General features: G+C 64.1%; 12 protein-coding genes and 2 pseudogenes. 4 read left to right on the top strand and 10 right to left on the bottom strand.

Annotation, left to right across the window (positions count from 1 at the left end; translation table 11 throughout):
* Positions 1 to 6: 6 nt before the first annotated feature.
* Positions 7 to 1,431 carry an efflux RND transporter periplasmic adaptor subunit gene (locus AC0L2O_RS10530; RefSeq protein WP_473369667.1) on the bottom strand — a complete coding sequence of 475 codons (1,425 nt, stop codon included), beginning with the start codon at positions 1,429 to 1,431 and terminating at the stop codon, positions 7 to 9.
* Positions 1,421 to 2,890, bottom strand: a complete 1,470-nt coding sequence (locus AC0L2O_RS10525) for an efflux transporter outer membrane subunit (RefSeq protein ID WP_369723525.1) — start codon at positions 2,888 to 2,890, stop codon at positions 1,421 to 1,423. The genes AC0L2O_RS10530 and AC0L2O_RS10525 overlap by 11 nt, the downstream gene beginning before the upstream one ends.
* Before the next feature lie 404 nt (positions 2,891 to 3,294).
* Here AC0L2O_RS10525 and AC0L2O_RS10520 point away from each other — a divergent pair.
* Positions 3,295 to 3,728 (top strand): annotated as a pseudogene (locus AC0L2O_RS10520) (class I SAM-dependent methyltransferase); the annotation flags it as partial.
* Between the two features lie 94 nt (positions 3,729 to 3,822).
* The gene (locus AC0L2O_RS10515; protein WP_369723524.1) at positions 3,823 to 4,857 is read left to right on the top strand and encodes a cysteine synthase A; all 1,035 of its coding nucleotides are present in this window, start codon (positions 3,823 to 3,825) and stop codon (positions 4,855 to 4,857) included.
* 12 nt (positions 4,858 to 4,869) lie between these two features.
* Here AC0L2O_RS10515 and AC0L2O_RS10510 read toward each other — a convergent pair whose 3' ends face one another.
* The 7 genes and pseudogenes from AC0L2O_RS10510 to coaD form a co-directional block, all read right to left on the bottom strand.
* Positions 4,870 to 5,403 carry a DUF805 domain-containing protein gene (locus AC0L2O_RS10510; RefSeq protein ID WP_473369666.1) on the bottom strand — a complete coding sequence of 178 codons (534 nt, stop codon included), beginning with the start codon at positions 5,401 to 5,403 and terminating at the stop codon, positions 4,870 to 4,872.
* A gap of 203 nt (positions 5,404 to 5,606) precedes the next feature.
* Entirely contained in the window at positions 5,607 to 6,680 is a 1,074-nt protein-coding gene (gene queA, locus AC0L2O_RS10505; protein WP_473369665.1) for a tRNA preQ1(34) S-adenosylmethionine ribosyltransferase-isomerase QueA, read from the bottom strand.
* A 55-nt stretch (positions 6,681 to 6,735) separates the two neighbouring features.
* A complete protein-coding gene (locus tag AC0L2O_RS10500; RefSeq protein WP_473360269.1) occupies positions 6,736 to 7,077 on the bottom strand; it encodes a DUF2185 domain-containing protein in 342 nt (113 codons plus the stop codon).
* 142 nt (positions 7,078 to 7,219) lie between these two features.
* A complete protein-coding gene (locus AC0L2O_RS10495) occupies positions 7,220 to 7,684 on the bottom strand; it encodes a peptidylprolyl isomerase (RefSeq protein WP_007590736.1) in 465 nt (154 codons plus the stop codon).
* A pseudogene (locus AC0L2O_RS10490) lies at positions 7,681 to 8,107 on the bottom strand (hypothetical protein). Before AC0L2O_RS10490 ends, AC0L2O_RS10495 begins: the two are co-directional and overlap by 4 nt.
* 13 nt (positions 8,108 to 8,120) lie before the next feature.
* Positions 8,121 to 8,696, bottom strand: a complete 576-nt coding sequence (locus AC0L2O_RS10485) for a peptidylprolyl isomerase (protein ID WP_409188669.1) — start codon at positions 8,694 to 8,696, stop codon at positions 8,121 to 8,123.
* Positions 8,697 to 8,732: 36 nt separating this feature from the next.
* The gene (gene coaD, locus AC0L2O_RS10480) at positions 8,733 to 9,230 is read right to left on the bottom strand and encodes a pantetheine-phosphate adenylyltransferase (RefSeq protein WP_409188668.1); all 498 of its coding nucleotides are present in this window, start codon (positions 9,228 to 9,230) and stop codon (positions 8,733 to 8,735) included.
* A gap of 249 nt (positions 9,231 to 9,479) precedes the next feature.
* Here coaD and AC0L2O_RS10475 point away from each other — a divergent pair, with 249 nt between their 5' ends.
* Together AC0L2O_RS10475 and AC0L2O_RS10470 are read left to right on the top strand one after the other, a co-directional pair.
* Positions 9,480 to 9,737 (top strand): hypothetical protein, encoded by a 258-nt coding sequence (locus tag AC0L2O_RS10475; protein WP_369723520.1) that lies wholly within the window; start codon positions 9,480 to 9,482, stop codon positions 9,735 to 9,737.
* 189 nt (positions 9,738 to 9,926) lie between these two features.
* A complete protein-coding gene (locus tag AC0L2O_RS10470; RefSeq protein ID WP_473369664.1) occupies positions 9,927 to 11,780 on the top strand; it encodes a potassium transporter Kup in 1,854 nt (617 codons plus the stop codon).
* A gap of 106 nt (positions 11,781 to 11,886) precedes the next feature.
* Here the strand turns inward: AC0L2O_RS10470 and gyrA are convergent, their stop codons facing one another.
* A complete protein-coding gene (gene gyrA, locus AC0L2O_RS10465; RefSeq protein WP_473369663.1) occupies positions 11,887 to 14,625 on the bottom strand; it encodes a DNA gyrase subunit A in 2,739 nt (912 codons plus the stop codon).
* Between the last annotated feature and the right edge of the window lie 254 nt (positions 14,626 to 14,879).

The raw sequence follows: 14,879 nt of genomic DNA, 5'->3' as shown, positions 1-14,879 counted from the left end.
TCGGGATCATGGCTGCTTGGCTCCACTTCCCGATGGCCCCGGACTTGCGCCCGGTCCCGGTGCCGGTCCGGTCTGGCCCTTCTGGTCGCCTTCGCTGCTCTTTCGCTTGGCACGGAATTCGCCGTCCTTGCCTTGACCGTCCTTCTGACCATCCTTCTGACCATCCTTGGCCTGACCGCCCTTCCCATCACCCTGCGGCGCGCGCGTGCGCTTGCGCGGGGCGAGATCGGCCGACGGCGTCTGCTCGTCGCGGCCGACAACGACCTTGGAGCCGTCGGACAAATTGGCAAAGCCGGTCGTCACCACGCGATCGTTCGGCGACAGGCCGCTCGCAATGACGGCGTCGTGCTCGTTCTGCTGCGTCACCGTCACAGGCTTGGCCGACACGACGTCGCCCTCGCCGATGACATAGCTGAAGGTGCCGATCGGGCCGCGCTGCACCGCTGAGGTCGGCACCACCAGCGCCTGCGTCAGCGTCTCGACCTTGAGGCGCACATTGACGAACTGGCCGGGCCAGAGCTGATAATTGGCGTTGGGGAATTCCGCCTTGAGCCTGAGCGTGCCGGTGGTCTGGTCGACCTGGTTGTCGATGCCGGTGAGCTTGCCGGTGTCGATCACGGTGAGGCCGTCATTGCCAAACACGTCGACGGCGAGCGCGCTCTTGGCGGCCGCGGCATTGACCCGCATGATCTGCTGCTGCGGCAGGCTGAACCACACAGCGATCGGCTGCAATTGCGTGATGACGACCAGCCCGGTGCTGTCGGAGGCGTGGATGATGTTGCCCTGGTCGACCTGGCGCAGGCCTGCGCGGCCCGAGATCGGCGCCACGATCTTGGTGTAGCTCAGCGTCGCCGCCGCATTGTCGATCGAAGCCTGGTCGGCCTTGACCAGCGCCTCGGTCTGCGCGACCGCGGCGCGCTGGGTGTCGGCCTGCTGCTTGGAGCCGGCATTGGTGGCAGCGAGCTGCTCGTAACGCGTGAGGTCGATGCGCTGGTTGGCGAGCTGCGCCTGGTCCTGCGCCTTCTTGGCCACGGCCTGATCATACGTCGCCTGGTACAGCGCGGGATCGATCTCGCCGAGCACGTCGCCCTTCTTGACGTCCTGGCCTTCGGTGAAATTTACTGCAATCAGCTTGCCGTCGACCTGTGAGCGCACGGTCACGGTGTTGAGCGCGCGGATCGCGCCGACGCCGTCGAGATACACCGGCACGTCCTGAACGCGAGGCGTGGCCGCCAGCACCGGCACAGGCAGATCCGGGCGCTGGTTGCGGCCGTTCGCCTGCTGCGGCTGCTGATGCCAGACGGTCCAGCCGAGATAGAGCAGGCCGCCGAGGATCGCGAGCGTCACCAGGGTCATGACGAAGCCGCCGCGCCGCGATTTTTTCGCGGTCGGCTGCTTCGCATCATCCTTCGTATCCGGCTTAAAGAGCATTGACCGGTTTCTCCATTCGCGGCTCCCAGCCGCCGCCGAGCGCCTGATACAGGCTGACGACGGCCAGAAGCCGTGCGAGTTGCGCCTGCGACAGCGTGTCTTCGGCCTGGAATAGGGTGAGTTGGGTGTTGAGCACGGTCACGATGTCGGCCGTCCCAGCGCGCAATTGCTGCTCGGCGAGATCGAAAGCGCGCCGCGACGCCGCGACCACATCGCGCTGCAACTGCAGCTTGATCGTGGTCTGCTTGATCGAGAATAGCGCATTGTCGACGTCGCTGAAGGCCTGGACGATGGTCTTGCGGTAGGTCTGGAGCAATTCGTCTTGCCGCGCCTTGGCATATTCGAAATTGCCGAGAATCCTGCCGCCGTCGAAGATCGGCTGCGTCGCGCTGCCGACGAGCTGGAAGAACGCCGCATGCGGCTGGAACAGCGCGACAAGCGCCGAGCTCTGATAGCCGCCATTGCCGGTCAGCTGGATGGTCGGAAAGAACTGCGCGCGTGCATTGCCGACATTCGCCGTGGCGGAAGCGAGCTGCGCCTCCTGCCGACGGATGTCCGGCCGCTGTGTCAGAAGCTCCGACGGCAGGCCGGGCGTGACCCGCGGGATCGCGATCCGGTCGAGCGAGCCGCCGAGCACGCGCACGCTCTCCGGCGGGCGCGACACCAGCACGGCGAGCGCATTGACGTTCTGGTCGAGCGTCTGGCGCAGCGGCGGCACCAGGGCCTTCTGGTTGGCGAGCACGCTCTCCTGCTGGGCAACGTCGAGATCGGTACCGGTGCCCGCCTTGCGCCGTTCCCTGACGGCGTCGAGGATGCGCTGCGCGCTCGCAATGTTGCGCTGTGAGGTCCGGATACGATCCTGCGAGGCCAGCACCTGGAAATAGGCATTGGCGACGCCTGCCAGGGTCGTCAGCGCGACGACGTCGCGATCGAAGCGGTTGGCATGGGCTGTCTCTTCAGCCGTCTGCAGCGCGTCCCGGTTCTGCCCCCAGAAGTCGAGCTGATAGCTTGCGCTCAGCGAAGCCTGGTAGTTGACGACCTCACGGCCGCCGTTGGTGAGCCCCGAGGCGGAGGAGCCGGAGGTGCGCGAATAAGTCTCCTGCCCGGTACCGGAAAGGCTCGGCAGCAGGGCCGCGCCCGCCTGCCGCGCCTGGGCGTCTGCCTCCACGATGCGCGAGACGGCGGCGGCGATGTCGAGGTTGACGGTTTGCGCCTCTTCCATCAGTTGCGTCAGCTCCGTGGATCGGAATCCGCGCCACCAGTCCAGCGGCGGCGGCGCATCCGGCTTGCCGGCGTATTTGTATTGCGTGGGAACGTCGAGCGCGGGATCGGGAAGATCCTGCGTGAGCACGCAGCCCCCCGAGCTTGCCGCCAGGCACACCGCCGCGAGCCAGCGCAGCGGCTGGGACGCAGAACCACGGCATCGCCGTCTGCCAACCGCCGGAAACCGCTGTGTCACATCTGCCCCCTGCCGGGCAGACCGTACCGCCACCGCACGGCCGGATTAACCGATTCGCAGCGGGACAGTCGGGGGACTTTGGGCAACTCGTTCACAGCGGCGATGCTTTCTGCGGACCTGAGATCCATTCTAGCCGGGCACGGAACTGCGGGACAGTCCCGCATCCGCGAAGCACACGCCCAAACGCGCCGATGCCTGGACCATGAAAATACACAATGTCACTGTCTTGCAGGGCTTTTTTGAATTTGTATGCCTGCCCGCGCGCGTTCAAGCTTACCAAGATTTCATGTGATATTCTGGCCACACCGGCGGCGCGACCAGCGAAGAACAGCCGCACACCACTGAAACCTGCGCGCAACCACCGTAGCTTGTCCAGCACGAGGCAGAGGCATCCACGCATGCGCGACCTCACGGCTGCGCTGACCAACAAACATCGCTGCCTTGCCGAGGCGCTCGACCTGAAGCCGGGCCAAACGTTGCTCGATATCGGCGGCGACCGCTATGACCGGATCGCCCCGATCGAGGCGGTCGGCGAGCCGTTCTGGCCACGGGTATTTCGCGCAGTTGCGTGGCGGCGTGCTGCTCGCCGGCTGTGCTCAAATCGCTCGGCGAGCGGTTCGGTGTCCCCGTGATCCGCGAGCGCATCTTGGGGCAAGATTATGCCAAGACACTCGCCATCTGGCGAAATAACTTCCGCAACGCTTGGCCTGCTCTCATCCCGCTCGGCTTCGACGACCGGTTCCGGCGACTATGGGAGCACTATCTCGCCTATTGCGCGGCCGGATTCCTGTCCGGGAATATCGACGTTCGGCAGGTCATCTTCGCAAAGCAGCAATAAGAGTTTGCGGCAGATCGCTAGGGCTCGCTTGTAAGGCTGGCGACCCTACTTTAGGGTCGACGCCTACGAGATAACCAGCCGGTAATTGCCTGACATGACCATCAGAAACGACGTTGTCGAAGCCATCGGCAACACCCCGCTCATCAAGCTGAAGCGCGCTTCGGAATTGACCGGCTGCACTATTCTCGGCAAGGCCGAGTTCATGAATCCCGGCCAGTCCGTGAAGGACCGCGCCGGCAAATGGATGATCCTGGAAGCGGAGAAGCGTGGCGAGCTGCGGCCCGGCGGGCTCGTGGTGGAATCGACCGCCGGCAACACCGGCATCGGGCTTGCCGTCGTCGCCAGCGCCCGCGGCTACCGCACGCTGATCGTGATTCCGGAGACGCAGAGTCAGGAGAAGAAGGATTTTCTCAAGCTGTGCGGCGCGGAACTGATCGAGGTCCCGGCGTTGCCGTTCGCCAACCCCAACAACTACCAGCATGTCGGCCGCAGACTTGCAGACGAGCTCCGCAAGAGCGAGCCCAACGGTGTGCTGTTCGCGGACCAGTGGAACAACCTCGACAACGCCAAGGCGCACTACGAATCGACCGGCCCCGAGATCTGGGAGCAGACCAGCGGCAAGGTCGACGGCTTCGTCTGCGCGGTCGGCAGCGGCGGCACGCTCGCCGGCGTCAGCCGCTATCTGAAGGAAAAGAACAAGGACGTTCGTATCGCCTGCGCCGATCCACGCGGTTTCGGCATGTACGAATATTTCCGCCATGGCGAGGCGAAGGTGACGCCCGGCGACTCCATCACCGAAGGCATCGGGCTCAGCCGTGTCACCGCCATCGTCGAGAGCGCCAAGGTCGACGACGCCTTTGTCATCCCGGACGAAGAAGCCGTGACGCTGATTTACGAGCTGCTCCAGCACGAGGGTCTCTGCCTCGGCGGCTCGACTGGAATCAACATCGCCGGAGCGATGCGCCTGGCGAAGCAGCTCGGACCGGGCAAGACGATCGTCACGGTGCTCTGCGATTCCGGCAGCCGCTACCAGTCAAAGCTGTTCAACGCCGACTTCATGCGCGCCAAGAATTTGCCGGTGCCGGAATGGCTGGAGAAGCGCAGCAACATCAAGCCGCCCTACGTCTAGGGTCCGGGCAGGTTAGCTCCAGGTCGGACGCACCGTGCCCTGCGATACGCGGGCAAGGCGTTCGTTCGACATCGACGGCTTGGCTGCGCTCCGGCTCGGTTGGCCGGGACTGCTGTAAGAGCCTTCGCTGTCGCCGCTCGGCCAGAACGTGAGCGCCAGCATCAGCCCGAGATTAACCAGCCCGCCGAGAATCGTGCTCTGGTGCTCTTGTCCGATCGCCCAAGCCGGAAACCGCCCTGCGACGACGTGATCGACGATCATGAGCGCAAACCAGGCCGGGATCACGCAGACCGGATCCCAGCCAATGTCGCGGATGCGCATCGATTGTAGTGTGAAGGTCGCCATTCCAAAGAACACGATCGCGGCGATGATGGACCAATTCTTCATCAGGTCTTTCGGACGGATCATGCCGGGCGAGGTGGTGCGCAGGACGGCCATGGCGATCGCAAAGCAGATCGCGGTCATCGTGATCGCAAGCGCGACCGAGGCCAGGAAGAAATGCAAGCGCCCGAGACGGGCATTGAGGCCGAACACGAAGCCGAGCATTGGCGCACCCTTTTTGGGGCCACTTGCGCAGGAATAGCTTTCGGACGCATGAACCGGCGGGCGGTCGCCCGGCAGCATGGTTTCCAGGTCGCGGCAGGAATAGCTAAAACTTTAGGATTCAGCTCCGCCGCAGGACTGCGTCAAGCACGCCGCTATGCTCGGTTCACTAGGGATATTCCCGCCTTGACGCACGGTAAGAGGTCCTACGGCGCGGCCCGAAACAACAAGCACGCGTCGCCGTACGAATAGAACCGATAGCCATTCGCGATCGCATGCGCATACGCCTGCTTCATCGCCTCGAGCCCGGAGAACGCCGACACCAGCATGAACAGCGTCGACTTCGGCAGGTGGAAATTGGTCAGCAGAATATCGACGGCGCGGAAGCGATAGCCGGGCGTGATGAAGATCGAGGTGTCAGCCGCAAACGGCCGGATCGTCCCATCCTCGGCGGTGGCGCTTTCCAACAGCCGCAGCGACGTGGTGCCTACCGCGATGATGCGGCCGCCGTTCTTCCGCGCCGCGTTGAGTGTTTCTGCCGTCGCGGCCGAGATCGTGCCCCACTCGGCGTGCATCTTGTGGCCTTCGGTGTCGTCCACCTTCACCGGCAGGAAGGTCCCTGCCCCGACATGCAGCGTGACGCGGTTGATGCCGACGCCGCGCGCGTGCAGCGCCTGCTCCAGCGCCGGCGTGAAATGCAGGCCGGCTGTCGGCGCGGCAACGGCGCCTTCGTTCGCCGCGAACATGGTCTGGTAGTCGGCGAGATCCTGATCGTCCGGCGTGCGTTTCGAGGCTATGTAGGGCGGCAGCGGCGGGCTGCCGAGATCGGCGATGGCTTGATCCAGTGTCGGGCCGTGGAACGAAAATGACAGCGTCACCTCGCCTTCGACGCCCTTGGCCTCGACCTCGGCGTCGAGATGGCCGAGCAGGCAGACCTTGCCCTCATTGCCGAAGCGGATGCGGTCGCCGGCCGTGAGTTTTTTGGCGGGCTTCACCAGCGCCTGCCAGCGCGAGCCATCGAGGCGCTTGATCAGCGTTGCCTCGATCTTCGGCTCGGTCTCGCGGCCGATGCGACGGCCTTTCAATTGCGCCGCGATCACCTTGGTGTCGTTGACGACGAGCTGGTCGCCCGGCTTCAGCCATTGCGGCAGATCGGCGATGATTTGGTCGCGCAACGTGCCGCGATCGACAACCAGCATCTTCGCGGAGTCGCGCGGGCTCGCCGGGCGCAATGCGATGCGCTCGGCGGGCAGGTCGAAATCGAAGAGGTCGGTGCGCATAGAACCTAGGTTGGATAGTCTTCAGCCATTAGGCGATTCTGGCGGCTTTCCCGCATCAGCCGGGAAAGTCCGTGCGAACGAATGCAGACGATTTAGGCTCGCGTTCGAAGGCAGAGAAAGCAGGCGACTCCAGAAGCGGGATGATATCTGGATCGTAATTGGCGATTGTGTTCACATCGTAGATCTCGAAATTATTCGGATCATCGGCGAAGTCCTGGCTCTCCTCGCCTGAAAAGAAGCGCCAGCCGCTGTCAGAGGTATTGTCGGGCGCCTCCCGATACATGAAACCGACGCGCTGACCGCCGACCGTAATCCGATCGGAGGCCAAGCACGCACCCTTTTCCGGGGCGAGCGGTCTTATGTCCTGAGGCGCGATCACAAATTGCTTTGCTGTCAAGCAAGACCTCCGTCAGCCAGTCACTCCTCATCCTGAGGAGCGCGGAACGCGCGTCTCGAAGGATGAAGGCCCCGCTGCTGCAGCTCGGCCTTCATTGGTTCGAGACGGCGCTACGCGCCTCCTCACCATGAGGGTTGAACGCCTACTCCGCGTCAGCCGCCATCCGCGCCTTGACGATCTTGTCGGGGTTCTGCACGGGCTCGCCGCGCTTGATCTTGTCGACGTTCTCCATGCCCTCGGTGACCTTGCCCCACACCGTGTACTGGTTGTCGAGGAAGCGGGCGTCGTCGAACACGATAAAGAACTGGCTGTCGCCGGAATCCGGGCTGGCGGCGCGCGCCATCGAGGTGGTGCCGCGCACATGCGGCTCCTTGTTGAACTCGGCCTTCAGCTTCTTGCCGGAGCCCCCGGTGCCGGTGCCCTGCGGGCAGCCGGTCTGCGCCATGAAGCCGTCGATCACGCGATGGAACACGATGCCGTCGTAGAAGCCTTCACGCACGAGTTCCTTGATGCGCGCGACGTGGCCCGGCGCCAGATCAGGCCGCATCTCGATGGTGACGGGGCCCTGCGTGGTCTCGAGGATCAGTGTGTTTTCGGTGGCGCTCATGCTCGTCTCTCTTGAGTTGGAGGTGAAGTCTTATCCGGTGAAGGTTTGCGATTGCGAAATTGGATCGCGAATGGACGCCCCGCAGCGGCCCCGGCCATCGCATCGGGTAAATGGCAACGGCGTGCAGCGTTGCAATGCCTCCATCACCGCGATCCGGTATTGCAGCCGGTCATCGTCGGAGGCCTCCGCGGATTCATAGGTAATCCTCGGATGGCCCAGAATGTTTCCGGCCCGGTTAAAGCTCACGACGACCGTGATGTCGATGGGGCGAGCCTTATTCGCCAGGGGCGGCTTCCAGCACATGCGCAGATGCCGGAAGATGTCTTGGATGGTGTTGACCTGCGCGTCCTGCGCGGCCGCGCCGGGGATGGCGAGCAGCAACGCCGCAGCAGCTGCCAGGAGCTTGTCGCGGCAGCGCGCCATAACTCTTCCTCTCCTATTTGATGTCGGAGGCGACCTGCACCTTCACCATCTTGTCGGGATCGGTAACGGTGCCGCTGCTTGAACCGGGAGGCGCCTTCTTCAGCTTGTCGACGACGTCCATGCCCTGCACGACCTCGCCGACCACCGTGTACTGGTTGTCGAGGCTGCCCCCATCCGCGAACATAATGAAGAACTGCGAGTTGGCGGTATCGACGCTGTCGCCGCGCCGCGCCATCCCGACAATGCCGCGCGCAAAATGAACCTTGGAGAATTCCTGCTTCAGGTTCGGATATTTCGAGCCTCCGGTGCCGTTGAAGTTCTGCCCGTCGCCGGTCTGCGCCATGAAGCCGTCCATCACGCGGTGGAACGGTACGTTGTTGTAATAGCCCTCGCGCGCGAGCTGCTTGAGGCGCTCGGCGTGCTGGGGCGCAAGATCGGTCCGCAGCTTGATGACGATGCGGCCCTTGGTGGTGTCGATGACGAGCGCATTGGCCTTGTCGAGGCCGGCCGGCAGGGTCTGAGCGCCCGCGGGGAACGTGGCAAGAAGCGCGGCAAACATCGTGGCAAGAATTGCGAGACGACGGATCATGAGAACTCCGGATCAGGTCAGGTGGAAAGCGCGCCGTTAGCCGGCGAATTTGGCCTTGAGTAGCGATGCGACCAGCGGCGGCACGAACGTCGAGACATCACCGCCCATGGCTGCGATCTGGCGCACCAAAGTGGCGGTGATCGGGCGGACCATGGGGGACGCCGGCAGGAAAACCGTGTGCACCTCCGGCGCCATGGCCTCGTTCATGCCGGCAAGCCGCATCTCGTAGTCGAGATCAGTGCCGTCGCGCAAACCGCGAATCATGATCGTCGCGCCGGCTTTACGCGCCGCGGTGACGGAGAGGTCGTCAAACGTGGTGGCTTCCAGGGTGCAGCCGGCCGCTGTTGCCACCGGCCCGCAGACGTCGTGGAGCATTTTCAGGCGCTCCTCTGTCGAGAACAGCGGCTTTTTGCCGGGATGGACGCCGATTGCAACAACCAGCCTGTCGCACAGCGGAACGGCCTGCCGGACCACGTCCAGATGGCCGTTGGTGATCGGGTCGAAAGAACCTGGATAGAAGGCAATGCGCGGCATGGTCTCCTCCTACTCCGCCCGGCCCGGACCGGCAAGCCGGGGCAGGTTCCCTGCCGATTTTTCCGCCAAACCATGTCGGAAACCACCGCTTTGTTTCGTCCTCGGGGCAGCCACGAAACAAAACCGGGCGCGAACGAAACCATTTCCCGTATCCACGAAGACATCCGGAAACTGGCCATGGTTACTGATCCACCCAACAAATGACGGGCCGCACGTTGGGCGTAGCGGCCGCATCACAGGGGACCGTCAATGATCAAGACTCTTTCAGCGATTGTGCTCGCCGCGTGCGTCGCCGCAGCCCTCACCCTCCTGCCCGGCTTCGCGCCGACCGTCGAAGCCAGCGTGCCGCAGGCTCTCGCCAAGAGCGACCGGCTCGACATCAAGACCATCGGCAGGGACTGCTCGCAGCAGGCCTGGCCGAATTTCGAGGCATCCTGCCTGCGCCGGGCCGGTACCAAGGCTGACGTTCGCGTGGCTCGCCTGGTGACCGCCGATCGTACCCCGTAAGCGGCCTGTCAGCTTGGCGTCACAAACGCCGGTATAACCCCCATGGATATTTGCGGCGTCCCGTCGCAGAGTGCATGACGCTCGCGCCCAGCGGAATGGCCCGTTGGGCGCGAACCCATTGGGGGGTTGCCTTTGTCCAGTACGCCCGCAGTTGCATCCGGCCATCATCCTGATCCGTTGCCGATTGCCATGACCATGGGCGCCCTCGGGGTGGTCTATGGCGATATCGGCACCAGCCCCCTTTATGCCCTCAAGGAAGCCGCCAAGGCGGCCGCCCATGGCGCGACGGTGACACCCGAAGCTGTCCTGGGCGTTGCCTCGCTGATCCTCTGGGCGCTGCTGCTGATCATCTCGCTGAAATATGCACTGCTGATCCTGCGTGCCGACAATCGCGGCGAAGGCGGCATCGTCGCGCTGCTGGCGCTGCTGCACGCCCGCCACGCGCAGCCCGGCACCTGGCGCGCACATCTGCTGGTGGTCGGCCTCGTCGGCGCGGCGCTGCTCTACGGCGACGGCGCGATCACCCCGGCGATCTCGGTGCTGAGCGCCATCGAAGGCCTCAAGGTCGACGCGCCCTCGCTGGCGCCGGTGGTGGTGCCCGTCACAATCGCCATCCTGGTCGGCCTGTTCATGATCCAAAAGCAAGGCACCGGCTTCATCGGCCGGATCTTCGGGCCGGTGATGCTGACCTGGTTCTTCGTGCTGGCCGCGCTTGGCATCCACGGCATCATCAAGGCACCGGCGGTGCTGGCCGCGCTCAGCCCGCTCTATGCCTTCGACTTCCTGATCCACCAGGATTTCCACATCTCCTTCGCGATCCTCGGCGCGGCCTTTCTCGCCGTGACCGGGGGCGAAGCCATGTATGCCGACATGGGGCATTTCGGCCGCCTGCCGATCCGGCTCGCCTGGTTCGCGATCTGCCTGCCCGCGCTGGTGCTAAATTATTTCGGCCAGGCCGCGCTCCTGATCACCGATCCCGGCATGATCGAGAATCCGTTCTTCCAGCTCTGCCCCGACGCCCTGCACTACCCCTTGGTCGCCTTCTCGGCAGTCGCAACCGTGATCGCCTCGCAGGCGATCATCTCCGGCGTGTTCTCGCTGACTCAGCAGTCGATCCAGCTTGGATTCCTGCCGCGCATGCAGATCCGCCACACCACAAGCGCTGCGATCGGCCAGATCTACGTGCCCCTGGTGAACTGGCTGCTCGCCGTCGCAACCCTCGGCGCGGTCCTGAGCTTCGGCACCTCGGATGCGCTCGCCGGCGCGTACGGCATTGCGGTGTCGCTCCTGATGGCTATCACCACGCTGCTGGCAGCGCTGGTTGCCATTCAGTGGGGCTATTCACCCTGGCTCGTGGTGGCCGTGAACGGCTTCTTCTTCGTGATCGACATGATCTTCTTCGCAGCCAACTCGATCAAGCTGTTCGAGGGCGGCTGGTTTCCGCTGCTGCTCGCGGCCCTCGTCGCCTTCCTGATGCTGACCTGGCGCGCCGGCGTGAAGCTGGTCGAGGCGGCCCGCGCCAAGCTGCGCCAGCCCGAGGAAGACCTGATCGAGACGGCGGTCAACAAGTGTCGCGCAAGGCTGCCCGGGACGGCGGTGTTCCTGGCGTCCGCGCCCAAAGGTGTTCCGCTCGCGTTGACCCAGTTCGTCAAGCACAACCATGTCCTGCACGAACGCGTCGTCCTCGTTACCGTGCTGATCGAGGAGCTTCCCCACATCGCCGATGAGGACCGCACCGAGGTGATCGAGATCATCCCCGGCATCACCCGCGTCATCCTGCATTACGGATTCATGCAGAATCCGACGATCTATGACGGGCTGACGCTGGCCTGCGGCAAAGGCAAGCTGCCCGGCATCGATCTTTCCGAGATCACCTATTATGTCGGCCGCGAGACCATCATCCCGCGGGAGGACGTGCCGGGCATGTGGGTCTGGCGCGAAACCCTGTTCGCCTTCCTCCAGCGCAACGCCGAACGCTCCGCCGCGTTCTTCGGCGTGCCGACCAAGCAGGTCGTGGAGTTCGGGACGGAGCTGGAGATTTAGCGAAGGTTAGTAGCCCGGATGGAGCGCAGCGCAATCCGGGTTTCTCGCAAACCTACAAAGTCTCCCGGATTTCGCTACGCTCCATCCGGGCTACAGCCCCTCGAAGCTAGTGCCCGTTCCCATTCTCGCCGTTGCCGTTCTCGGCCTCTTCCGTGATGTGCTCGACCGAGACGACGTGCTCGTCCTCGGCGGTGTCGAACACGATCACGCCCTGGGTCGAGCGGCCGGCGATGCGGATGCCTTCGACCGGGCAGCGGATCAGCTGGCCCTTGTCGGTGACCAGCATGATTTGATCAGCATCCTCGACAGGGAACGACGCCACGAGATTGCCGTTGCGGTTGTTGACGCTCATGGCGACGATGCCTTTGCCGCCGCGGCCCGTGGTGCGGTACTCGTAGGACGAGGTCCGCTTGCCATAGCCGTTGACGGACACCGTCAGCACCACCTGCTCCTGCGCCGACATCTCGATATAGCGCTCCTGCGAGAGCTGGAAGCTGCCGGAGGTCTCCTCGACCTCGGCATCGCTAGCAGGCTCCTCCGCCGCGGCCTCGCCGGCGACCGCGCGGCGCATCTTGAGGTACGCCGAACGTTCGTCCGAGGACGTTTCGACGTGGCGCAGGATCGCCAGCGAAATCACCTTGTCGCCATCAGCCAATGCAATGCCGCGCACGCCCATCGAGGTCCGCCCGGTGAATACGCGGACGTCGGCCACGGGGAAGCGGATGCACTGGCCGCCGGCGCCGGTGAGCAGCACGTCGTCGCGCTCGGTGCAGATCTGCACGTCGACGATCGCTTCATTGTCGTCGAGCTTCATGGCGATGATGCCGGAGCGGCGGACGTCGACGAAATCGGACAGCTTGTTGCGCCGGACATTGCCGCCGGTGGTCGCGAACATCACGTCGAGGTTGCCCCAGGTCGACTCGTCCTCGGGCAACGGCATGATGGTGGTGATGCGCTCGCCCTGCTCCAGCGGCAGGATGTTGATCAGCGCCTTGCCGCGCGCATTCGGCGCGGCCATCGGCAGCCGCCAGACCTTTTCCTTGTAGACCTGGCCACGCGAGGAGAAGAACAACACGGGCGTATGCGTGGAAGCGACGAACAGGCGGCTGACAAAATCCTCGTCGCGGGTCTGCATGCCGGCGCGGCCCTTGCCGCCGCGGCGCTGGGCCCGGTAGGCGGACAGCGGCACGCGCTTGACGTAACCGGCATGCGAGACGGTGACGACCATTTCCTCGCGCTGGATCAGGTCCTCGTCCTCGACCTCGCCCTCCTGCTCGATGATCACCGTGCGGCGCGGGGTGGCGAACTCGGCCTTTACCTCGGCGAGCTCGGTCTTGACGATGTCGAGCACGCGGGCGCGCGAACGCAGGATGTCGAGATAATCGGCGATTTCGCCGGCGAGCGTGTCGAGCTCTTCGCGGATTTCGTCGCGACCAAGTGCAGTGAGGCGCTGCAAACGCAGGTCGAGAATGGCCCTCGCCTGCTCCATCGACAGCCGAATCGTGCCGTTCTCGCTGATGCGGTGACGCGGATCGTCGATCAGGGTCAGCATGTCCTCGACGTCGCGGGCCGGCCAGTCGCGCGACATCAGGGTGTCGCGCGCCGTGGTCGGGTCGGGTGAGGTCCGAATGACGCGGATCATCTCGTCGATATTGGCCACAGCGATCGCCAGGCCGACCAGGATATGCGCGCGGTCGCGCGCCTTGCCCAGCAGGAACTTGGTCCGCCGCGTGACGACCCGCTCACGGAAATCGACGAAGATGGCGAGCAGATCCTTCAGAGTCATGATCCGCGGCCGACCACTGTCCAGCGCCACCATGTTGACGCCGAAGCTCGTCTGCAGCGGCGTGAACCTGTAGAGCTGGTTCAGCACCACGTCGGGTACGGCATCGCGTTTCAGCTCGATGACGACACGGAAGCCGTCGCGGTCGGATTCATCGCGCAGATCGGCGATGCCCTCGATCTTCTTCTCCTTGACGAGTTCGGCGATGCGCTCGACCATCGTCGCCTTGTTCACCTGGTACGGAATCTCGGTGACGATGAGCGCCTCGCGCTCCTTGCGGACGGTATCGATCGTGACCTTGCCGCGCATCACCACCGAGCCACGGCCGAGATGATAACCGGCGCGGATGCCCGCCCGTCCGAGAATGATGCCGCCGGTTGGGAAATCCGGTCCGGGCACGATGTTGATGAGTTCGTCGATAGTCAGCGCGGGATTGTCGATCAGCGCCACGCAGGCGTCGATGACCTCGCCGAGATTGTGCGGCGGAATGTTGGTAGCCATGCCGACCGCGATGCCGCCCGCGCCGTTCACCAGAAGGTTCGGGAACTTGGCCGGAAGGACCGACGGTTCGGTCTCGTTGTTGTCGTAGTTCGGCTGGAAATCGACGGTGTCCTTGTCGATGTCGGCCAGCAGGGCCAGCGCCGACTTGGTCAGCCGCGCTTCGGTGTAACGATAGGCGGCAGGCGGATCGCCGTCGACCGAGCCGAAATTGCCCTGGCCGTCGATCAGCGGCACGCGCATCGAGAAGTCCTGCGCCATGCGGACCATGGCGTCGTAAATCGACTGGTCGCCGTGCGGATGATACTTACCGATGACGTCACCGACCACGCGGGCGGACTTCACGTACTTCTTGTCGGGCGTGTGGCCCTGCTCGTGCATCGAGTACAGGATGCGGCGATGCACCGGCTTCAATCCGTCGCGGGCATCGGGCAACGCACGCGCCACGATCACGCTCATGGCGTAATCGAGGTAGGACTTCTTCATCTCCTCGAAGATGGAGACGGGGCGAATATCCGAGCGCTCCGGCTCGTCGCCGGGCTTCTTGTTGTCGTCGTCGGCCAAGGGGGAATCCGGTGAGTTTTTATCTGGGAATCATATAGCGCATCGAGGCCCTGATAACCACCCTTGCGGACCTTCGGGAAGTGCTTTTTCCGCTTATTTTTCCAATAACTTAAGGCCTTGCGAGGAGCGCTTCGAAACGGCCTGGAACAGGCTTTGCGAAACCGCCTCTAACACCGGGAAAACCGCGTGGCCAGCCTGCCCTGTCGGCCGGTTTGCCGTGACGCAATCCGATGTCCCCCAAAAGAGAAAGCGGG

Source organism: Bradyrhizobium sp. Kon10 (assembly GCF_055807395.1).
The sequence above is the reverse complement of the archived record's forward strand: the minus strand, read 5'-3'. Positions and strand labels throughout refer to the sequence as shown.